Here is a 21,318-nt window from a genome sequence, read left to right as displayed (position 1 = left end):
AACTAGCTCACAGCTTGCCCATCACTGAGCGCCACAGCCTTAAAGGGCCAACCACTTAAACGCCCAAGTACTGCAAAGGCAAACGCCAGTCCAGACCGTGCCGCCAAGCGTAGTACAGCCACAGGCCCACGGCGGTGTACAGCAGCGGCAGCAGGTTGTAAGCCAGCAATTCCACCCCGGAACGCAGCTCCGATTCCCCGCTCGCTTGTCGAATCGCCTTGGGGAAGCGGCCTTCGTAGCTCAACAGCAGCGAGGCGTAATGGCCCAGGCCCCAGATCACGAACACCGGCGTCAGCACCAGACGCAACCACAAGAAGCTGCGTCCCAGATCGAAACCGCCCGGCAGGCTCAGCCGCGACACCGTCCACATGCTGGTCAAGGGATTCGGCCACTTGCTGCGCAGCCGCTTCGGCGCCGGCACCACGTCCGCGCCGTCTTCCATGAAACGACGGATATACTCCCAGAACGACAGCAGGTGCTGGTAATCCCGGCTCGGCAAGCCGAGGAAGGCGCCATCCACTCCAAAATCCCGATAAGGATTTTCGTTCTCTTTAGTCTTAACCGCCAATACCAGCATGCCGCCTATGCCCTCATGATTCGGCATGTTTTTTGGCAAAATGGCGTCGACCTCTTCCCAGTCATAGGCCTTGACCCCTCCCAGAAACCTAGGCCGTAACAAATAGACTTTACGCGTCACCCTATTGAAACGGACTACCAATCGACGTTTGGTGAAGGCTTCTAAACGCCAAGCCTTTAGCAAATAACGAAAGAAACAGCCCCAAACTACAGGAGTGATAACTGCAAACCCGACAAAACCAATCCAAAAATCCAAATCTGGCTCAAAGTCGAACCCAAAACTATCTTTACCAGTTATTAGCTGAAAAATGAGAAAGCCTAAAATATAAGTGCAGGTATATAATCCATAGCAAATCACGCTAAACAGAAGGGTCAGCAAGCCTCTCTTATCATCATTGTAAGTACAGACATCCAAATAGGTACTCGTTTTTCGGTAGATAGAGCAATTGTCATCCACCTCCTCTGAACGACTTTCACGAATATTCGACTCCTTCGTTGTCAGCAAATGCCCCAAGCCTTGAGCGAACAGTTTTTTCTCATGTTTTTTTTCACGCTCGGCATTCTTCTTTTGTTGCTCATCCCAGATCGATCCAGGCTTGTAGCGCTTGTGGTCCAAGACCACCATCCATTCCAATAAATACACAACTCTCGCCCCATGCTTGAGACACACGCGAACTAGCTCACAGCTTGCCCATCACTGAGCGCCACAGCCTTAAAGGGCCAACCACTTAAACGCCCAAGTACTGCAAAGGCAAACGCCAGTCCAGACCGTGCCGCCAAGCGTAGTACAGCCACAAGCCCACGGCGGTATACAGCAGCGGCAGCAGGTTGTAAGCCAGCAGTTCCAGCCAGGAACGCAGTTCCGATTCCCCGCTCGCTTGCCGGATCGCCTTGGGGAAGCGGCCCTCGTAGCTCAACAGCAGCGAGGCGTAATGACCCAGGCCCCAAATCACGAACACCGGCGTCAGCACCAGGCGCAGCCACAAGAAGCTGCGTCCCAGATCGAAACCACCCGGCAGGCTCAGCCGCGACACCGTCCACATGCTGCTCAAGGGATTTGGCCACTTGCTGCGCAGCCGCTTCGGCGCCGGCACCGCGTCCGCGCCGTCCTCCATGAAGCGGCGGATATATTCCCAGAACGACAGCAAGTGCTGGTAATCCCGGCTCGGCAAGCCGATGAAAGCGCCGTCCACGCCCAACGGGCTGTGCGGGTTGGCGGTAGACTCCGCCCGCGCCGCCAACACCAGCATGCCGCCTATGCCCTGATGATTCGGCATGTCCTTGGGCAGGCCAACATCAATCATGTCCCAGTCATAGGCTTTGACCCCGCCCAAAAAACCGGGCCGCAATAAATAGACTTTGCGCGTTTGACGGTTGAAACGCACCACCAGACGGCGAAAAGTGAAAGCCTCCAAATGCCATACACCAATAAGATAGCGAAAGAAAACATAAGTAACTAGCAACAAAACACCTATACTAACCAGCAAAAGAACAATATACCCCACATCAAGAGCATCTCCATTTGGAGCTACTCCCCTATCAATGATTGACCACCATTGATTAATATCTCCCCACCACCATGGAACCAAGCCATATAGCAATACCATAAAAACAAAAGTCAACAACCCTCTCTTATCATCATTATATGTACAAACATCCAAATACTTATTTGTCACCCGATAAATAGACCCATTATCATCCAAGCACTCTGATCGACTTTCTTTTATATCGATCTCACGAAAGTCCGGATCATATCGAATACCACGCACCCGCATTTTTTTTTCATCTTCTTTATTATCTTCCACAATATCTTTTTGAATCTCGTCAAACCAGGACCCCGGCTTATGCTTGCGCCGCCCCATGGCCAGCGACCATTCCAGAAAATACATTTCAGCTTACCTCCAAAACCGCGGCATCCAAGGCAGCGCTCTCTTCGGCCACGCTGCCGAAGCTGCCCGCCTTTCGGTTCTTGCGCAAGCAGGATTTGTCACACCAGCTTTCCAGCGCATTGTCGCTGAATATCCAGACCGCCACAGTCAAACCTATACCCACAATGGTGAATAAACGCGCACCGCGCAATAATAACAAGGCCATGCGCTCTGCGGCCAACCTGGCACTGGCTCGCAACGCCAATTTCAACGCCTCCTTGTATAGAGGACCATTTGCTCTCTGCAACATCCACTCCAAAAATGGTCCCGAAGCCCCCAATGCGATACCTGCCCCGACTAAAGCACCAGAAATAGAAACGATACCCCTCAATTGATAAACGAATGATAAATTCGTAGTCTTTCCACCCGCTTTTTGTTTCTCATCAGCTGCACTATCAAAATCTACAAACGCACCGATCCCACCTGCGATCGTACCCAAACTACCGGAGACCAGCTTCAAGGCCCCTACTCCCACCTTGCTGCCACTGATCAGCGCCGGGTTACGGCTCTGGCCGATCTTCTCGCAGACGCTGCCGGTCAGCTCCAGCATCACCGCGCCCAGGCCCAAGCTAGCAGCGAGCAGTTCCCAGGCCTCGCGCTGCGCCGGCTTTTCCCCCAACTTGCCGGCCTTCATCATCACATTCATCATTTCCAGCATCGCCACCACCGAACCGAAGCGCAGGCCGTTCATGCTGTTGGATTTGCTGGCCGCGGTCAGCGCGTTATTGATTTGGTTGCGCTGGGCCTTGGCCGCCGCCACGCTCTTGGCGTCGAAGGCGGCGGGATTAGGATAAGCCGCCGCCAAATCCTTGTTCAGGATCGTGCCCAACGACAGCGACAGCAGCCGGTGGATCACGCCGGCGCGCAGCACCTGCTTGTCCAGCAGCTTGCCGCCCGGCATCCGGGCCAGCCCGGCATGGCCCAGCTGCAGCAACAACAGGTTGACGCCGCCCAGGTGGGCGGTGCTGACGCCGCTGACATGGGCGACGGTTTCCAGCTTCTCGGCCAGGTCCTTGATCTTGGACCACACGTCGCTGATGCCCTTGCCGGCCTCCTGTATTTTTTCATACGGGGACAGCGCGTCGCTAAGCCCGCCTTTCGCCACATAGGCCTCGGCCGCGGTCTTATAATTCAGCATTCCCGCTTTGAACATCATCGCGCTGGGCTTCAGATTTTTGTGTTCTACCTGCTTGATCAACCATTCCTGGCCAATGCTGCAGCTATTGAGGCCGTGCACGCAAAAGCCCATCTGGCCAGCGTAAGCGACGCCGCTCTCAAAATGCTGGTCATCGTAAAACCCCAGGGTGTCGTGCAATAGCGGCGCGTTCAACCACGGCATCAAGTCCTGCGCCCGCTCCTCGTTTTTCTGGTCGCAAACGTCGCCCAGCGCCTTGAAACTATTGAGCACCGCGTTGTAGGATGCCTTGGGCCACAAGCGCTTGGCGTATTTCTCCCACGCCTTGTCACCCACGCGCTTCGCGTTTTGTTTACGCCACTCCTGCCGGACTTTCTCGTACTCTGCCTCATTCTCGTAAATGCCATTGGGCGGGATGGCCCGCAACGCATTGGGATTGGACTGCGCCTGCTTAATGATCTCTGCCCTGGTGATGGCCAGTTTAGGTTCTTGCAGACTGATGGCGCCATTGCGCACCTTCTCCTCCACATCGTTGACCGTGCTGATGATGGCCATCAGTTGCTCGTTCGTATACTTGGCGAACACGGTGCTCTCCGTCGTCATCACCGTATTCAGCCGGGCGATGGACAGATTGCGCCAAGTGTTCAGTTCCTGGGCCAGGCCCAGCGGGTCGTGCAGGACGATGGCCATGCCTTTTTTATTGAGCAGTTCCACGCCCAGGTTTTTCAGCCGCCCGGTGTAGGGGTAAGGCTCATTCTTGATCAGCTTGGCTTCCGCGCCGAAGAAGGGATACATATGATCGTTGAAACGCGGCGCCAGCTTGCGCTCGCCGCCTTCGATGGAGCGGAACTCCACCACCTTGGAGCGCAGGTCGCCCGGCTGCAGCGCATGCGGCTGGACCACGGCCTTGGCCTGGAATTTCTGCAGCTTGTTATGCAGCTTGCTGTCGGACTCGATCTTGCTCAGCGCGGCCTTGGACAGCGGGTCCGGCAGGAACAGCACGCGGAATTCGCTGACATCTTGCGCTTTCTCGATGGAAATCATCGAGGCGTTGATGTCGTCGCCCTTGGTGGTGCAAGTGAACTCCGGAGGCTGCACCGCATCGCCCAGGGCGATTCTGGAGATGTAGCCCTGATGGTTGACCGCCCAGGCGCTTTCCCATTTGAGCTTGCCCGAACGCTTGGTCATTACATATAGGAAACCTTGGCGCATCATACGGACGGTGTAGGCGGCGGTGCGCAGCTTCTTGTCCGCCACGCCCTGGCCCAGGGTGCCGCTGAGTTCCGGAAACTCGGCGTGCCCTTCATCGCTCGCCGCCACCGCATAGCGCAACGGCAGCAGCATCAATCCGGTCTTGCCGCAAAATTTGTTACCGCAGGGGGTTTTAGTGCTCACTTGATTGCTTCCAGGTTTTCCGACGCTGCCTTGCGCCAACTTGCCTCAGGCGTTGAACCGACAATATGGGCCGCCGTCATCACGCAAACTGCGACGGCCTTGGTTTGTTCCAAAACTCCGCGCCAGCGAACAGCAGCCACTCCGTCAACGCCGGGGCTCTGTCTTGCCGGTACTGCTCCAGCTCCGCCGCCACGTCCGGATAGCGCTCTTCGCAGTCCCTTCCCAACAACAACCACAGCGCGACGCAGCCCGCGGCTTCATCCTCGGTGTCCACCCAGGGCAAGGCCGCGGCTTCGCGCAGCCAGCTCAGCGCGAGCGGGAAGTCCGGCCACTGCGCCGCCACCGCGTCGGGGTGCAGTTCACTCAAACCCGCCACCGTGCGCAACAGCTTGTGGTAATGCGCGGCCCAGTCCAGCCGCGCCCAGTGCTCGGCGCGCAGCGACACCGCGCTGGCGCGGCCCTTGGCTTCGTCTATCGCCATATGCCGATACGCGGCCGGATGGGCCGGATAGAACCAATGATCGATAGGCCCCAGCAACTGATTCTTGTCCTCGCCGCTCAGGCTCTGGTCCAACAGGCTCGTAATCCTGGGGTCGTAGTAACGCAGATGATGTTGCCGTCCATCGGGATGCGGCTGGGCGAACAGGCGCTTCAAATGCCTAGCCACCTGCTCCGCCGGCTGCGCGGACCGAAGCCAGGCGCTGACCATGACGGCGCCGCCCTTGCGCAGCGAGTCGCCGATGTCGTCGGTCCCCCGACTTAGCCAGGCCTGGCGCTCCTCCGGTCCAAAGTCCACGGTTTGCGCCAGGTCTATCAGCAGCGGCGCCTGTTCCGGCGCATGGGCAAAAAACGCGTCGTTCAACACCGTGACCGCGGGCTCCGGAAAACAGGCCGCCAACTGCTCCGACGCCAGCGGGTCGCCCAGAGTCCGGTCCAACAGCAGATACCAGCCTTCCGGCGCATCCGCCTGCAAAATTTCATGCAAAGCCTGCATAGTTCCAATCTCTCATCCTGGCCGCAACGCTCAATCCGGATACGGCGCGCTCGCCGCGCCGGCGTGCGCGGCGTCCGCGGCCTGGTAGTTGCAGGGTTGCGGAGGTTTGAACGAAGGGGTGGGCAGACTGGTGCTGGCCGGCCCGCTCCAATCGTGGCTTCCGCCCTTGAAGCTGACGGTGCCCGGCGCATGCAGCTCTATCTTGCCGTCCTTGATCCGCACATAAGCGCCGCCGCTGGTCAGCAGAATCTCCTTCTTGCCGTTCCACAGCTGCTGGCCCTTGATGGCGGTGATCTTGACGTCCTGGTCGCCGGTGACTTCAATGCTGTCGCCCTGCGCCTGCACCTGGATCTTGCCCTTGGCGGCGATCAGCTTCAGTGCGATCTGGTCTTTGACCCCGGTGACGAACAGGCTGATGTGCTGGCCCACGTTATGGAGCCAGCGCCGGCCCGAGGTTTGATTAGTGTCGCGCTGCGCCACCAGGTCCAGGTTGGTGCCGGCCGCCACGGTCTGGCTTTGCTGGCTCAGACTGGCGATGCCGGCCGGCGCGGACAGCACGATCAGCGGCTGTTGGCCGGCTTGGTCTTTTGCGGTCTTGCCGTCCTTGTCGGTGTTGGAGCCGGCTTCCCAGGCTTTCAGCGCGGCGGCCTGGTGTTGCAGGTGGCCTTCGGTTTTCTTGGCGGCCTTGGCGTTGTCCGGACCGATTTCCTCCGGCCCGGTTTCCATGGTGTCGGCCTGCTGGCCGGTGGCGGTTTCGCCCAGGCTCTGGCTCAGGCCCAGCGCCGCGTCCAGTTGGCTTTGCGCCTGTTCGCGCGCCAGTTGCTTGCCGGACGCACCGTTCTGCGCTTCGGTGCTCAGCAGCAGGCCGTGGCCGGCGCGGATGGCGCCGTGGCTGTCGGTTCTGAGTTCGAAGCCGTCGCCGCGCGCTTCGGCCTTGCCGTTGCTGCGCGGGTGGGTCAGGAAGCCCTGGTTAAGCTGGGTCTTGCCGGGTTCGCTCGATAGCTTGGCGCGTACCTCGCCCGGGGTGTCGTCGAACAGCAGTTCGTTGTACTGGCCGCCCTGGTGTTCCTTGGATTTGATGCCGGACAGAGTTTTATTCGCCGGCAGCGCGCCGGCGCCGCTGAAGTCCGGCGTCGGGTGGCTGCCGTTGTAGAGCACGCCGGTGATCACCGGGCGGTCGATGTCGCCTTCGATGAAGTCGACCAACACTTCCTGGCCGATGCGCGGGATGAATTGGTGGCCCCAGCCGGCGCCGGCGCTGGGCATCACCACGCGCAGCCAGCAGGAGGATGTGTCGTCCAGGTTGGCGCCGATGCTCGGGTGTTCGTCCGGCCGTTGCCAGTGGAATTGCACTTTGATGCGGCCGTGCTGGTCGGTGTGGACCTCTTCGCCCTGGGGGCCCACCACGGTGGCGGTCTGCACGCCACGAGACTTGGGCTTGGCCAGTTCGGTGTGGGCATAGGTCGGGGTCAGCGGCACGCCGCGGCGCTGGGCGTCGAAATCGGCGCGGAAGGGTTGGGCTTCCCCTTCTTTTGCTAGCGCTTTGAGATCAGCCGGCAGGTTGTTGCGCGCGCTTAAGCTTTGACGGGTAACGACGAATTCGCGCTGTTCGCTGCTGTCGCCGTCGTGGGCCGGGTGCTCGTCCAGGCGGAACCACTGGCCGGCGGCCAGGCCGCGCACGCTGCCGCCGCCGCTGAATTGCTTGGCGTTCAGGTCATGCGCCTGCTGGCGCAGCTGGGCGTAGTGGCTGAGCTGGTCGGCGTCGCCGGCGTAGTACAGCGACTGCGGGTCGTAGTCGTGCAGCGACGATTGCAGCGCCTTGCCGTTCTGGCCCTGGTCGATGCGGCTGTCGTCGCCGCTGTGCTGGGTGCTGACGGGCTGGTAGTCGAAGCTGGCCAGCGCCACCGCGCCGGGGACGATCTGGCGTTGGGCGTTCCACTCGGTCAGGCCGTCCTCGGCCTCGGTGGCGTCGCTGCGGTGGAAACGCACGCGCTCGACCGTAGCCGGCGGCAGGCTATAGGGGTCGTCGAAGGCGACCAACTGCACTTGTGGTACCTCGCCATCGAGGTGATCGAAGCGCCAGGCATAGCCCTCTTCGTGCAACAGCCTCACGATGAAGTCGTAATCGGATTCTCGGTATTGCAGGCAATAGCTGCGCGGGGACGCCATGCCGGTCTTGAAGTCCAGCGTCTGCACCCGGGCGAACACCGGATTGGCCTGCTGATGCTCGGCCAGTATCTGTTTGACGATGTCCGGCACCGACAGGTCCTGGAACACCCGCGAGCTGACGCGATGCCGCAGCAGCGCGAACGGCGGCTCGATGGTGAGCTGATAACGGCTGAAACCGCCGTCGGATCCCAGGCTCTCCACTTTGGACACCACGCCGCAACGCAAGGACTCCGCGCCGGCGGCGTCGAGGATGCCGATGCGGGCCGGCAAGCCGAGCAGGGTCTTGAGTTCGATCGCGCCGTCCGGAGACAGACAGGTGAGTTGGTAGGCGTAAGGCCGGGATACGCCTTCCTCGCCGGCCAGGCTGAGGGGCAGCAGTTGCTCGGCCGCCACGCTGCCGTCGCCCAGGCTGAGGGTGAGCAGGCGCTGGTCTTGGTTGAAGGCGGAGGCGAAGCTGGCGAGCAGGGTGCTGAGGTCCATGGCGTTAACCTAATTCAAATCGACTGCGCAATTGGCGAGTCCTTAAGCAAACCCCGCGCTGCCACACCGGGTTTGCTTAAACACCCGAAAACGCCCGGCCGCCCGCTGACGCGGAGCGGCCAGGCGCCGGAATTCAGTTGGCGATCAGACGCACCGCGTGCAGCTGGCGCTCGGTGTCGTAACGCACGGTGATTTTATTGGCCGGCACGCCGGCATCGGTCAGGAACTGCTTGACGGCGATGGCGCGGGTTTGCGCGGCGGCGCGGGCGTTGCCGATGTCGCCGCGGTAGCAGTGGCCGCGCACCAGGATGGATTTGGCGGTCTTGAGCTTGGGCAGCAGCAATTGCAATTGAGCCTCGCCCACCGGGGACAGTTTGGGGCTCATTTTTTCAAACGGGATCAGGTTGGGGTCTATGGCCATATTGGCGGCCACGGCCTTGTCCAGCGCGGCCTTTTCTTCCGCCGCCTTGATCACGGCGGGGTCGTTGGAGGCTTGTTGAGCGTTAGGATTGGTCTTGCAGCCCACCAGCGACAAGGCGAGCGCGGCGACCATCAGCAAACGTTTCATAGCATTACTTCCCGGATTGACTTTAAACATGGGCAAAGAACAGCCGGGAAACCGCTGTGCCGGGCCGGCGCGCGGCAGTTTCCCGGATGCCTAAAACCCGCCCGAAAGACGGGCGGGTCAGCTTTACAGCACCGCTAGGGAATTAGGCGATCGCCTTGTTGGCGGTCAGGTCCCAACCGGAGCTGACGTTGCCGCTGGTGCCGCCGCCTTCGCGTTTCTGCTGGGTGTAGGTCCACTTGATCTTGCCGTAAGTGAAGCTCACTTTTTCGCTGGGGAAGCCGCTGTCGTTGGCGGAGCCGTGCGGCTCAACCTTGGCGATCAGGACTTGTTCCATCTTGATCTCCATGTACTTCACCTTGTCGCCACCGGCACGGCACAGTTCGATGGTGATTTCCTTGATGTGCTGGCCCTTGCAGCAGGCTTCGTAAATCTTCGGGCTGGCTTTGTCCAGGAAGTGGGTGATTTCGTAAGCACCGTGGTTCACGCGCTCGGCGGTGGCGCCGCCGGCGGAGCTGGCGGTGGCTTGCGCCGGCTGTTCCAGCTTGTGGGCAAAGGATTGGATCTCGATCCAGTCGGCGTGCTTCTCGTCGCTGCTTTCGCCAGGAATACCGTCAATTTTCAGGAATGCATCAAAAGCCATTTACTTCTCCTTAAACAAAGGTCAAAAATCGGAGGGCGCTCCCTCCCATTCCAAAAGACGCCCGCCTCCGCCGCCGCGCCGGAACGCGGCGGGCAAACGCGGACTCTCCAGCTTTAACCCGCCGGTTGCGGCAGTTCCGCCACTAGACGCAGGGAAATGGTCAGTTCATCCAGCTGGAAATGCGGCCGCAAGAAGGCGGCGGCGCGATAGACACCCGGTTTGCCCGGCACTTCCACCACGTCGACGCGCGCTTCGCGCAGCGGGTATTTGGCTTTGGCTTCCTGGCTGGCGGAGTCGTCCAGCAGCACGTATTGCGCCAGCCAGGTATTCAGGAAGTCCTGCACGTTCTGGCGCGAGGCGAAGCTGCCGATCTTGTCGCGCATGATGGATTTCATGTAATGCGCGATGCGCGACACCGCGAAGATGTAGGGCAGCTGGGTGGACAGGCGCGCGTTGGCGTTGGCCGAGTCGGTGTTGTAGGTCTTGGCCTTCTGCGCCGATTGGCCGCCGAAGAAGGCCGCGTAGTCGGTGTTCTTGCAGTGCACCAACGAGATAAAGCCCAAGTCGGACAGCAGTTTTTCGGTGCGGTCGGTGATCGCCACTTCGGTGGGGCACTTGAGCGCCACTTCGCCGTCGTCGGTCTTGAAGGTGTGGGCCGGCAGGCCTTCCACCAGGCCGCCGCCTTCCACGCCGCGGATGGCCGCCAGCCAGCCGTATTGGGCGAAGGCGGAGGTCAGACGCGCAGCGTAGGCGTAAGAGGCGTTGGTCCACAGGTATTTTTCGTGGGTGCTGCCGTCCACGTTTTCCTCGAAGTCGAATTCCTCCACCGGCACGTTGTCGCGGCCGTAAGGCAGACGGCCCAGCACGTGCGGCAACACCAGGCCGACGTAGCGGGAGTCTTCGGATTCGCGGAAGGATTTCCACTTGGCGTATTCGACGGTGTCGAAGATCTTGGCCAGATCGCGCGGCTTGCCCACGTCGGTGAAACTTTCCAGGCCGAACAGGCCGGAGGCGGCGGCGGTGATCAGCGGCGCGTGCGCGGAGGCGGCCACGTGGGACAGCTCGTCCAGCAGGTAGAAGTCTTCCGGGTGGCGGGTGAATTCGTAATCGCCCACCAGGCCGGCGTAAGGCGCGCCGCCGAAGGTGCCGTATTCTTCTTCGTAGATTTTCTTGAACAAGGCGCTCTGGTCGAATTCCGGCGCCGCCTTGAAGTCCTTGACCAGGTCTTTCTTGGAGGCGTTGAGCACCTTGATCTTGAGCATGGTGCTGGTTTCGGACTCCATCACCAGGTATTTGAGGCCGCGCCAGGAGGCTTCCAGCTTCTGGAAGTCGTTGTGGTGCATGATCTCGTTCAGCTGGGAGGAGATCAGCGCGTCGATCTCGGCGATGCGCGCGTCGATGCTGGCGGAGAGGTCGCGCGATACGCTGACGCTGCCTTCCAGCACCTGGTCGACCAGTTCGCCGATCAGATCGCGGGTGTGGCCCTTCTCGTTGTCGTTGGTGGCGACGCGGCTTTGCTCGATGATGGAGTCGAGCAGGCTGCCGGCGGCCGCCGGCGCTGCGGCCGCGCCGGCCTCAAGTTGTTGTTCTGCGCTCATCTATCACTCTCCCGCTTTGTCCGGATGCGCGGCCTGGCTGATCGCCTTCAGCTTTTCGGTATCGCGCACCACTTCGTCCAACAGTTCTTCCAGCTTGTCGTTGCCCGCCATCTTGTTGCGCAGGTCGGCCAGGCGCTTGCGCGCGTCCAGCAGCTTTTTCAGCGGCTCGACCTGACCCACCACGTTCTGCGGCTCGAAATCCGCCAGTTCTTCGAAGTTCAGTTCCATCGCCAGCTGGCTGCCGTCGTCCTTCAGCTTGTTGTCCACCTTGATGGCCAGACGCGGCGCCATGCCCTTGAGCACTTCGTCGAAGTTGTCGCGGTCGATCTGAACGAACTTGCGTTCCTTCATCTTGGGCAGCGGTTCCTTGCTGTGGCCGGAGTAATCGCCCAGCACGCCCAGCACGAAGGGCAGCTCCTTGGTTTCGATGGCGTCGCCGATTTCAACGTCGTAAGTGATCTGCACGCGCGGCGGGCGTACCCGCGACAGTTTTTTCTGTGTGCTTTCTTTGGCCATGATGGTTCTCTCTCAAGTTCACAAAGCTCTGATGGGAGCGGCCTGCGCGAATGGCCGGCCGTTCCGGTGTTACGCCACTACTCAGGCCACGCTGCGCGACAGGCTGGACGCCACCTCGCGCAGCTGCGCCACCGAAATGGACGGATCGTTCAGCCTCCGCCCCAGGATGTAGGCCGCTTCGGCATAGGCCTGGTGGCTACGCCACGGCGCCTGCGGCTCTGCCACGTCTACGATGAAACGGGCGTCCAGCTGCCCGCCCCAGCACTGCGCGACGATCTGCTCGTTCAAGTCCCCCGGCAGCAGCGCCAGGAAACGTCCTTCCGGCCGCTGAATCAGCAGGCATTGCTCCGCTTGGCCGGCCTGGCCGGCGGTGGCCGCCTGGTACAGCGACAGCCAAGTGGCCGCGGCCAACATGTCTTCGCCGTCGCTGTCCGGCAGCGGCAGCAGATAGGTCTGCGCCGTCAGGCTGCCCTGGAACTTGCGCAACAGCTGGTGGTGGAAGGTGAAGGCCAGCAACACCGTTTCCAGATCCGGCAGGCCCCGGCCGCTTAGCAGCCGGCCCAGATGGGAGGCCGGGGTCACGCTCAGATGCCGCTCCAGCAGTTGCTGCGCCAGTTCCAGGTCCGCCACCGAGGAGATGCCGAACAGCGATTGCTCTTCCAGGAACTGGCGGCAGGCCAGCATTTCCACCGCGTTGTCGATGGCGCTGCTCAATTGCTCCTTCAGGCCGGAGAAGAACAGCTCGTTGGCCAGCATCAGCACGGACAGCGGCGGCAAGGCCGCGTCGCAAGGCATCAGCGAGGCCGCCACCAAGGGGTAATTGCGGCCGCTTTCATCGCGGCTGGGCTGCATCACGCCCAGCGACAGCCACATCTGGTCCCGGCTGCGCAGCACAAAGCTGGTGCCCGGCATCGCGCGGTAGCGCTCCACCGCTTCCGGCCCGGCTTCCAGCCCGCCCAGGCTTTGCGCCAGCAGCTGGTCCAGCTGGGTGGCCGCCGGGTGGGTGGCGTTGACGCGGACGAAGTCGCCGCGACGCGGCAATTTGCCGAAAATGCAGAATTGCGGGGGCGTTTCCTGCGCCCGCTTGAAATTGAACGCCATGACTGTGTCTCCCTTATAGCGTCACGCGCTCAGGCAAGGTCAGCTTGTAAAGCTTGTTCAGTTGCAGCGGATTGACGCCGCCAACCATGCGGAAATTGAATTTCACCGTCTGCGCCTCGCCGTCGGGCTTGCGCAGGTTCCAGGTGAGCTGGGCGGAGTCCGGGCTGTCCTGGCTGACCTTGGCGCTGGACAGCAAGCGCATCAGGCCCATGCGGCCCGGCTGATTGCCCACCACGCTGCTGGCGCCGCTGTAGGACACCACCTGGATGCGGGCGCCGGCGTTCTGGCCGTTGCCCGGCCAGGTGAACGGCTGCCAGGCCTGCGGGCCGTTGCGGTAGCGCAATTCCTGGCCGTCCACCTCGAACACGATTTCGGACAGGCCCGGCGTCGGCGTCGGCTGCAGTTCGAAACGGGTGTTCTCGCCGTCCTGCAACTGGGCGTTGGCCAGCGCGGACAGGCTGCTGACGCTGGACAGGAAGGCCGGGTTGAACTTGACCCCCATATTGCCCCAGGCGCGCGGCACCAATTGGTCGCCCTTCTTCTGCACCAGGCCGTTCAGGTATTTGTTGATGAATTTGTCCAGCGTGCCGTCGTTGGCTTTGACGAAGCGGCTGATCTCCGCCACCGAGGCGCTATTGCTGGAGTCCGCGAACGGGTATTTGCCGGCCAGCTGCTTCCACTGCGGCAACACTTCATTGACCCAGGCCTGGTTGATGTCGTTGGCCACCGGCCCCAGCAGGGCGTTGTAGGACTGGGTCAGCGGGCGTACCAGCATCGGACGCACCATCTCGCCGGTTTCCGGCGTGACCTGGCTCAGCAGAGTGTTGTCGACGAAGGAGGCGGTGTCGCCCAGCTCGGAACCGGAACCGCCCAGGGTCGCCTGCAAGGCGGCGCGGGCTTGCGGGCCGGGTTCGTCGGTGCTGGAGATCGCCGCCAGCTTGGCTTTCAGCTTGGCCAATTGGTCCAGGTAGGCGTTGATCGGCGGGTTGTCGCCCTTGACCAGTTGCGCCACGCCGGCGAACTGACGGCCCACTTCGCCGTACAGTTTGGCCTTATCCGCCTGGGCCGGCGCGCTGCCGCCCTTGAGGAATTCAGCGGTTTTTTCCAGCATCGACTGCTTGGCGTTTTCCAGCGAGCGGTTCAGCTCCGACGGGTTGTCCCAGGCGGTTTCCATCGCCGCGCGCGCCAGCACCAGCTTGATCGGCGAGCTTTGCTTGTCGGACAGCCGCGCCATCGCGGACGCGGACTGGGCCGGATTGGTGAAGTCGCGGGTGGTGACGCCGATCAGGAATTTCTTCCAGGCGGCGGCGTATTGGCCGCGGTACAGGGTTTCCAGCGCGGCGCGGTTTTTCTCCACGTCGCCGTCCCGGCCCAGATTGTCCTGAGTGGACGAGGCCAGCACCCAGTCGTCGCTGCGGATTTCGCCCTTGCTGGCTTCGTCGATCGCGGCTTTGACGTAGCCGTTCCAGGCTTCGCGGGTGTAGGCGCCCTCCACCATCTGGCTGCCGGCCATCACGTCCAGATCCCGGTTGTCCAGAATCCGCGCCACGGTCAGCGGCGCGAAACGGGTGTTGGCGCGCGCCTTGATTTCATTGAACACCCGCTCTTGCGCGGACAGGCGCTTGAAGGAGCCGCGCAGCACGTCGCGCGCCTCGCCCACCACCTTGGCGTTGTTGTCGATCAGCGGCAGGTCCGCTTCCTTGATCTGGCTGACGTAGAAGGCCACCAGCTTCTCGGCCACCGCCATCACTTCTTCCACCGAGTACTGGCCGCGCTGGCTTTCCAGATAAGGCCGCCAGTAGCGCGGCAGCTGGTCGATCAGATGCGCCTCGTCCATGCGCTTCTGTTCGTGCAGCATCAGATAGGTTTTCAGCGCGTTGTAGCTGGCGTCCAGCTGCTGCGGGTTGCGCTGCGGAGCGGCTGCCGCCTCGCCTTGCGCGGCGGAGGCCACCAGCTTGGCGGTGGTGGCGCGTTGCGGCCAGTCCAGCGCGCTCAGCTTGATATTGGGCAGACCGCCGCGCGGCGCGTGCTTTTTAGGCTTGGGCTTGAACGGCGCGGGCGCCGGCGCCGCCGGCTTGGGCGGTTCGCTCACCACCGGGGCGGGCGTCGGAGCCGGCGGCTCCGGCTTCAGCGCCACCAGCGTGGTTTCCAGATTGCGCTGCACCGGGCGCAGCATCACTTCCTTCAGACCGGCGAAATATTCGCGGCGCAGTTGCGGCTCCAGCTCCTTGCCCTGGTACAGGCCCAGGCCCACTTGCCACGGCGCGCCGTTCTTGCGGTAGGACTGCAACTCTTCCAGACGCTTCTGCAAGATCTGCAGCGAGCGCAGCTTGTCGTACAGCTGGCCGCTGGCGGCCAGCTTTTGCGCCTGCGCGCGCTCGGCCTTCACCTCGTCCAGCAGGTGCTGGTTGCCGATGAAGGACCAGGTCCAGAAGCTGGCCAGCGCGGCCAGCGACAACACCCCGGCGGCCATGCCGAACAAACGCCAGCGGCTGCCGCTGGGCTTGGTCTGCCGCGAAATCAGATGTTGATCCTGGAACAGCACGTCGCGGAACAGATTGCGCAGGAAGTAGCTGTAGGACGCCGGCGCCTGCTTCATCTCCTGACCGCCCTGGCTCAGGTCGAACTGGCCTTGCACGCGGTTGGCGGCCACGATGCGCGGCACGCCCTCTTGCAGCGCGCTGGTGAAATAGAAACCGCGCAGCAGAGGCCGCGCGTGATAGGGGTCTTCTTCGTGCAGCAGCTTGACGAACTTGACCACCGCCTCTTTCAGGCCGTGGAATTCGATCGGGAAAGCGAAGTGCGCCGGCTTGACCTGATCGCCGCGGTACTGGATCAGCTTTTCCTCGCCGGCCTGCACCAGGCCGCGGTACAGCAGTTCGAACTGCTGGCCGGTCACATTGGCCACGTCGAAGCCGGTGCCCTGGTCCGCGCTCAGCGTCGCGCCCCAGACTCTGGCGCGGTCTTCGTCGCTGGCATCCTGGAAGAACTGGGCGAAACCGCCCAAGAGGTCCAGCTTGGTGAACACCAGATAGATGGGCACCAAGAGGCCGAAGGTGTTGCACACCTCGTGGATGCGCTCGCGGATCTGGCGCGCGTACAGGGTAAAGCCTTCGCTATGGTGCTGCGCCAGTTCCGGCAGGCTGATGGCGATCAGGATGCCGTTGACCGGCGCCTTGGCGCGGTGCTTTTTCAGCAGCTTGAGGAATTCCAGCCACTCCACCCGGTCTTCGCTCTGAGTCGCGTAGCGGCCGGCGGTGTCCAACAGCACGCCCTCGGTGGAGAAGAACCAGTCGCAGTTGCGAGTGCCGCCCACACCCTGGATGCCGCTCTTGTCGCTGAACGGGAAGGTCAGACCGGATTGCAGGATGGCCGAGCTCTTGCCCGCCGCCGGATGGCCGATGATCATGTACCAGGGCAGCTCGTACAGCGCGGCGCTGCCGCTGGCGCTGCCCAGCTTGGATTTCTTCAGAGTGTCGATGGCGCCCAGCAGCCGCTGGCGCAGCAGGGTGACCTCGGCGCGCTTGTCGGAGCTGGCGTTGATCACCGCCTCGTCCGCCTGCTTGCGCAGCATGCGCTCCAGCAGACCGCCGGCGCGGCGCGCCAAGACCTGGCCCACCAGCAGGGTCAGCACCCATAACAACATGACGCCGATAATCCAGCCCAAACGGGCTTCCAGCGACTCCAGGCCCAACCACGGTCCCAGGAACCAGATCAAAGCGATCAGGATCAGGAACCCGATTGCCGAAGCCACTTTGGCGTGACGCAGCCAACCTTTCATAAACACCCACCACCTTCTTGAAAACCGTTATTTTTTGAGCAGGGATTTCAGCGAGCCTGAGCGCTCGATATGTCCGAAATCCTTGAAACTCCAGTTGCCGCCCCAAGTCAGGCCGGCCGCCGTCGCCTCTTCCCCCAGCGCGTTGTAAGCCTGCATCGCCCAGGGATCGCGTTCCGATATCACTACCTTGCCTTCGCGGATGGGCGCCAGGTCCACCGCCAGCCCGTATTGGTGCTTGCTCTGTCCGCCCTTGGCCTTGGTCACCAGCGTGGTCTGGCCGGCCAGCGAGTCCTGGCGCTCCGGGCTGCGGTAGCCTTCCAGCAACACCATGGGGAAGCCCCTGGCCTTCATTTTTTCCATCACCCGCAGCACCACCTGCACAAACTCGGGATTCAGCTTGCTCCAATCCCGATCCGCATGTCCCAGGCTGGGCCGCTCAGCTATGACATTGACAAAAACTTCAGGTGGAAGCGGTGGCGGAGGCACCAGTTTTTCTTCCAACAGCGTTTGCTTAATTCTTATTCCTTTAGCATATTCCGCCGCCTCGAACTCCGGGCTGCGGTGAAAACGGTTTAGTTTCAGCGTGATCGCCACCGCCAGCGCCACCAACAGCAGCGACACCACCGGCAGCCACACCCGCCAGTAACGCGCGGCTACATTAGGCGCACGGCGCGACAGACGCAAAAAAGCGGCGCTTACCGCCCGCTTTTCATTTCGTTTTTCAGGTCTTCCGGCCACAAGCCCGCCCAAGGCCTCCGCCCCTGTCAACACAGGCTTTGGAGAGCGGTTTCCTTCCAAGATGCGGGGCTGTCCCAAGAAGAATTTCCAGCCCAGCCAAGACAGGAGCAAAACGATGCTAAGCACCAGAATCGGCAATATATAGTTCAAATGCATTTTGACGCGAGACAATAAATGACATTACAATTTAAATCAATAGCTTGAGCTACCCGATCTTGAATTTTAACAACCGTATGCAAATCAATTTGCGGCTGGGCATGCATTCCAATTAAACCAAAAATTTGGGATACTTTCGATAGCAGATAGTCACAAATCCAATCGTTAGGAACCGCCGTCATGATGAAAAAACGCCCCCGCTGGCAACAGGTCCGCACCCTGTTTTACGCCATTGCCATAGCCTCTCTGACCGCTTGTTCCAGCACCAAGACCATCGACATCAAAGCTGAGGGCAGCCCATCGCTAAACCGCGACGCTAAAGGCAAACCGCTGTCCGTAGTGGTGCACGTCTACCAGCTGAAAAACCAGCAGGCTTTCAACCGTCTGACCATGGAGGCGCTGTCCAGCGGCAAGCCTGAATCAGAACTGCTGGGCGACAGCCTGATCAGCAGTAAAGAACTGACCTTTTTGCCAGGTGGCAAAGTGACACTAGAAGACGTCACCATTGAAAAAGACGCTCAATTCATCGGCGTCGTCGGTTTTTTCCGCCGGCCGGACGCCCACTTCTGGCGTTTGTTGTACGACGCCGACGCCGTCCGCAGCAAAGACCTGAGCTTCCGCGCCGCGGATTGCCACTTGGAAGCCATCAAGCCCAAGTCCTTGACCATGCCCGGCCAGCCTGCGTCCGCCAAGGCGGACTGCGCCGCCAGCCGAAACTGAGGCCCGCCGCGGCGCCGGGCAACGCTGAAAATTAACAAACTCTTTTGCATGACAAGGGCGGCGCTCTTGCTGCAAAATGTCGCGCATTTTAGCGATCGTGTACACAGTTTGAACAGGGTGTTATTACCGGATGCGGACAGTCTTGGCCATGACGTGGCTCAAAGCCCGTTCGCTCCTTCGCCCACCGCGGCCTGGCCCGGCTGACAAGCCGATGAATTTTCAGGCGCAATTGAAATTGACGTAGGTATCCAGACAAGGTGTATCAGTAATGCAACAAGCCAAACGAGTGCTCTGGGGCGAAGGCATGTTCCTGCGCCCGCAGCACTTTCAGCAGCAAACCCTCTTGCTGGAACAGCATGTCGCCGCGCGGCAGCAACTGAGCCAGCGCCACGCTTGGGGCCTGCAGCATATTGCCTTGGACGAACAGGCGCTCAAGGGCGGCACCGTCCGCATCGACGCGCTGTCCATCCTGTTCCGCGACGGCACGCTGTACCAAGCGCCGGCCAGTGCGCCGCTGCCGCTGTCCCGCGACCTGAACACCTTGCCGCAAGCCGGCATCAAGACCACGCTTTACGCCTGTCTCGCCCATATGCAGCCTTACGGCGGCAATACCCGCAACGGCGAAGTCATGTCCCGTCCCACCCGCTTTCAAAGCGCCAGCGCGGAAGTGGCCGACCTCTACACCCAGGCGCTGGACGCCGACCTGTCCACGCTGGAGCTGGACGTGCGGCTGATGATCGAAGAAGAGAACCGCGACGGCTACGACGCCATTCCGCTGTGCCGGCTAGAGAAAGACGCCACCGGCCAGTGGGCGCTGGGCGGCGGCTTCATCCCGCCGCTGGCCACCGTGGAAGGCTCGCGCGAGGTCAGCCATATGCTGCGCCGCCTGCTGGACATCCTGCTGGTCAAGAACCAGGCGCTGTCCGGCGGCCAGCGCGAACGCGCCAAGAACGTGATGGAGTACAGCTCCAGCGACATCAGCTCCTTCTGGCTGCTGCACACGGTCAACCGCAATTTCGCCAAGCTGCGCCACCTGTCGCTGTCCAGCCCGCTGCACCCGGAAGAGTTGTACCTGGCGCTGGCCGAATTCTGCGGCGAGCTGCAAACCTTCTCCACCCATTACACCCTGTCCGACATCCCGGCCTATCGCCACGACGACCTGCACGCCGTGCTGGCGGCGCTGGACACGCAGATCCGCGAACTGCTGGAAACCGTGATCTCCTCGCGCTACGCCATCATCCCGCTGCATTCGCCCAAGCCGTCCTTCTACATCGGCCGGCTGGAAAGCGACCGCCTGCTGGAGAACGTCGATTACTACCTGTCGGTGCAGAGCGAGCTGCCGGCCAGCCAGATCATCGACAGCGTGCCGCTGAAGATGAAAATCGGCGCGCCGGACGACGTGGAGAAAATCCTCAACTCCGCGATGCGCGGCGTGGCGCTCAGCCATGCGGCGCAAACCCCGTCCGCCATTCCGGTGCGGGTGGGCAACCACTATTTCGCGCTGGAACCGCACGGCGAGATCTTCGGCCGCATGCTGCAATCGCGCAGCATCTGCATCTATATGCCGCAGACGCTCTCCAATCTGACGCTTGAACTGATCGCCGTATTCCGCTGAGGCCGCCATGAACCAAACCGCCGCAACCCTACAAGAACGTCCGCTGGCCGTAGCCGCCGCCTCGGCCCCCACCCTGCGCGAAATGCTGGAAGACGGCATCTACCTGCTGTTCCTGCTGCGGGACGGCAACGCCCCCAGCAGCGCGGTGGAGTTCAACCGCCGCGTCGACCAGTTCCTGAACCAGTACGAGCGCAACGCGCGCAACTTCGGCAAGGACCAGAACGCCATCAACCACTCCAAGTACGCGTTTTGCGCGCTGATGGACGAGATCATCCTGTCCTCGGAGTTCGACATCCGCGACGAGTGGGAGCGCATGCCGCTGCAACTGCGCTTGTTCGGCGAGCACCTGGCCGGCGAAGGCTTCTTCAACCGCCTGGAGCAGCTGCGTTTGGACCCGGCCGCCCATATCGAGCCGCTGGAAGTGTTCTACACCTGCCTGCTGCTGGGCTTCCAGGGCAAATACCTGCTGGAAGGCCAGGAAAAGCTGGGCTATCTGACCCACAAGCTGGGCCAGGAAATCCAGCAAGTGCGCGGCGGCAAGGCCGAGTTCGCGCCCAACTGGCAGCTGCCGCAACGCTTCCAGGCCTTTGTCCGCCATGAACTGCCGCTGTGGCTGTACTTCGCGCTGCTGGCGGTGGTGGGCGCCGGTATCTTCGTGGCCTACCGCTGGCTGCTGTCCAACCAGCTCCAATCCATTTTCGGCCTGTAAGCCATGCACAGCAGCCGCCACGCCCAGATCCTGCCGTCGGTGCTGGACCGGCTGCTGGACGACCAGCCGGACAACAGCCACGGCGCGGAAACCATGTTGTACGAACTGCCGCAGATCAAGCGCTCGCTGGCGCGGGATCTGGAAGCGCTGCTGAACACCCGGCTCGCGCCGCTCCAGGAACTGTTCGACATGTATCCGCAAGCGCACGACAGCATGCTGAGCTTCGGCATCCCGGACCTGTCCGGCATCAGCCTGCTCAATCCCCACGACCGGGAACTGCTGCGCGAACAGCTGCGCCGCGCCATCGAAGTGCACGAACCGCGCCTGTCCCGCGTGCGGGTCAATCTGGACGCGCCGCGCGAGATGGAGCGCCACCTGCGCTTCCGCGTCGACGCGGTGCTGAAAGTACATCCGCACCGGCCGCCGGTCACCTTCGACGCCACCCTGCAACTCTCCTCCAACGTATACAAGGTACAAGGCTGACCCAGCCTGACAGCGC

The 21,318-nt window shown here is 61.7% G+C and carries 16 protein-coding genes; 4 read left to right on the top strand and 12 right to left on the bottom strand.

Annotated features, from left to right (window positions below):
* Positions 1-55 precede the first annotated feature (55 nt).
* The 12 genes from MOV80_RS22370 to MOV80_RS22315 all read right to left on the bottom strand — a co-directional run bounded on the left by MOV80_RS22370 (position 56) and on the right by MOV80_RS22315 (position 17,565).
* Positions 56-1,201, bottom strand: coding sequence for a DUF6708 domain-containing protein (locus MOV80_RS22370; protein WP_249605511.1), 1,146 nt, complete (start codon positions 1,199-1,201; stop codon positions 56-58).
* Positions 1,202-1,304: 103 nt separating this feature from the next.
* The gene (locus MOV80_RS22365; RefSeq protein ID WP_081950536.1) at positions 1,305-2,465 is read right to left on the bottom strand and encodes a DUF6708 domain-containing protein; all 1,161 of its coding nucleotides are present in this window, start codon (positions 2,463-2,465) and stop codon (positions 1,305-1,307) included.
* Between the two features lies 1 nt (position 2,466).
* A complete protein-coding gene (locus MOV80_RS22360; protein ID WP_043594339.1) occupies positions 2,467-5,034 on the bottom strand; it encodes a T6SS effector BTH_I2691 family protein in 2,568 nt (855 codons plus the stop codon).
* Positions 5,035-5,113: 79 nt separating this feature from the next.
* The gene (locus MOV80_RS22355; RefSeq protein ID WP_052052295.1) at positions 5,114-6,028 is read right to left on the bottom strand and encodes a DUF4123 domain-containing protein; all 915 of its coding nucleotides are present in this window, start codon (positions 6,026-6,028) and stop codon (positions 5,114-5,116) included.
* 30 nt (positions 6,029-6,058) lie between these two features.
* Positions 6,059-8,677 (bottom strand): type VI secretion system Vgr family protein, encoded by a 2,619-nt coding sequence (locus tag MOV80_RS22350; protein ID WP_249605507.1) that lies wholly within the window; start codon positions 8,675-8,677, stop codon positions 6,059-6,061.
* A 133-nt stretch (positions 8,678-8,810) separates the two neighbouring features.
* A complete protein-coding gene (locus MOV80_RS22345; protein WP_019100066.1) occupies positions 8,811-9,245 on the bottom strand; it encodes an OmpA family protein in 435 nt (144 codons plus the stop codon).
* 142 nt (positions 9,246-9,387) lie between these two features.
* The gene (locus MOV80_RS22340; protein ID WP_019100067.1) at positions 9,388-9,885 is read right to left on the bottom strand and encodes a type VI secretion system tube protein Hcp; all 498 of its coding nucleotides are present in this window, start codon (positions 9,883-9,885) and stop codon (positions 9,388-9,390) included.
* Between the two features lie 113 nt (positions 9,886-9,998).
* Positions 9,999-11,483: a type VI secretion system contractile sheath large subunit gene (tssC, locus tag MOV80_RS22335; RefSeq protein WP_081576466.1), complete on the bottom strand. Its 1,485-nt coding sequence runs from the start codon at positions 11,481-11,483 to the stop codon at positions 9,999-10,001.
* A gap of 3 nt (positions 11,484-11,486) precedes the next feature.
* Entirely contained in the window at positions 11,487-11,999 is a 513-nt protein-coding gene (gene tssB, locus MOV80_RS22330) for a type VI secretion system contractile sheath small subunit (RefSeq protein ID WP_043594331.1), read from the bottom strand.
* An 81-nt stretch (positions 12,000-12,080) separates the two neighbouring features.
* Positions 12,081-13,100 carry a type VI secretion system-associated protein TagF gene (gene tagF, locus MOV80_RS22325; RefSeq protein WP_043594329.1) on the bottom strand — a complete coding sequence of 340 codons (1,020 nt, stop codon included), beginning with the start codon at positions 13,098-13,100 and terminating at the stop codon, positions 12,081-12,083.
* 13 nt (positions 13,101-13,113) lie between these two features.
* A complete protein-coding gene (gene tssM / locus MOV80_RS22320; RefSeq protein ID WP_019101083.1) occupies positions 13,114-16,881 on the bottom strand; it encodes a type VI secretion system membrane subunit TssM in 3,768 nt (1,255 codons plus the stop codon).
* A gap of 27 nt (positions 16,882-16,908) precedes the next feature.
* Positions 16,909-17,565, bottom strand: coding sequence for a M15 family metallopeptidase (locus MOV80_RS22315; RefSeq protein ID WP_240333850.1), 657 nt, complete (start codon positions 17,563-17,565; stop codon positions 16,909-16,911).
* A 390-nt stretch (positions 17,566-17,955) separates the two neighbouring features.
* On the opposite strand from MOV80_RS22315, the gene tssJ reads away from it, so the two are divergent.
* From tssJ to tssE, 4 genes are all read left to right on the top strand, one after another.
* The gene (gene tssJ / locus MOV80_RS22310; RefSeq protein ID WP_019101085.1) at positions 17,956-18,495 is read left to right on the top strand and encodes a type VI secretion system lipoprotein TssJ; all 540 of its coding nucleotides are present in this window, start codon (positions 17,956-17,958) and stop codon (positions 18,493-18,495) included.
* 268 nt (positions 18,496-18,763) lie between these two features.
* Positions 18,764-20,110: a type VI secretion system baseplate subunit TssK gene (gene tssK, locus MOV80_RS22305; RefSeq protein ID WP_043594327.1), complete on the top strand. Its 1,347-nt coding sequence runs from the start codon at positions 18,764-18,766 to the stop codon at positions 20,108-20,110.
* Between the two features lie 7 nt (positions 20,111-20,117).
* Complete coding sequence (gene icmH / locus MOV80_RS22300) at positions 20,118-20,819, top strand: type IVB secretion system protein IcmH/DotU (RefSeq protein WP_043594325.1); 702 nt, start codon at positions 20,118-20,120, stop codon at positions 20,817-20,819.
* 3 nt (positions 20,820-20,822) lie between these two features.
* Positions 20,823-21,302, top strand: a complete 480-nt coding sequence (gene tssE / locus MOV80_RS22295; RefSeq protein ID WP_043594323.1) for a type VI secretion system baseplate subunit TssE — start codon at positions 20,823-20,825, stop codon at positions 21,300-21,302.
* The last annotated feature ends 16 nt before the right edge of the window (positions 21,303-21,318 follow it).

The sequence above is a fragment of the Chromobacterium sp. IRSSSOUMB001 genome, assembly GCF_023507765.1.
Taxonomy (GTDB): Bacteria; Pseudomonadota; Gammaproteobacteria; order Burkholderiales; family Chromobacteriaceae; genus Chromobacterium; species Chromobacterium haemolyticum.
This window is presented reverse-complemented; position numbering and strand designations above follow the sequence as displayed.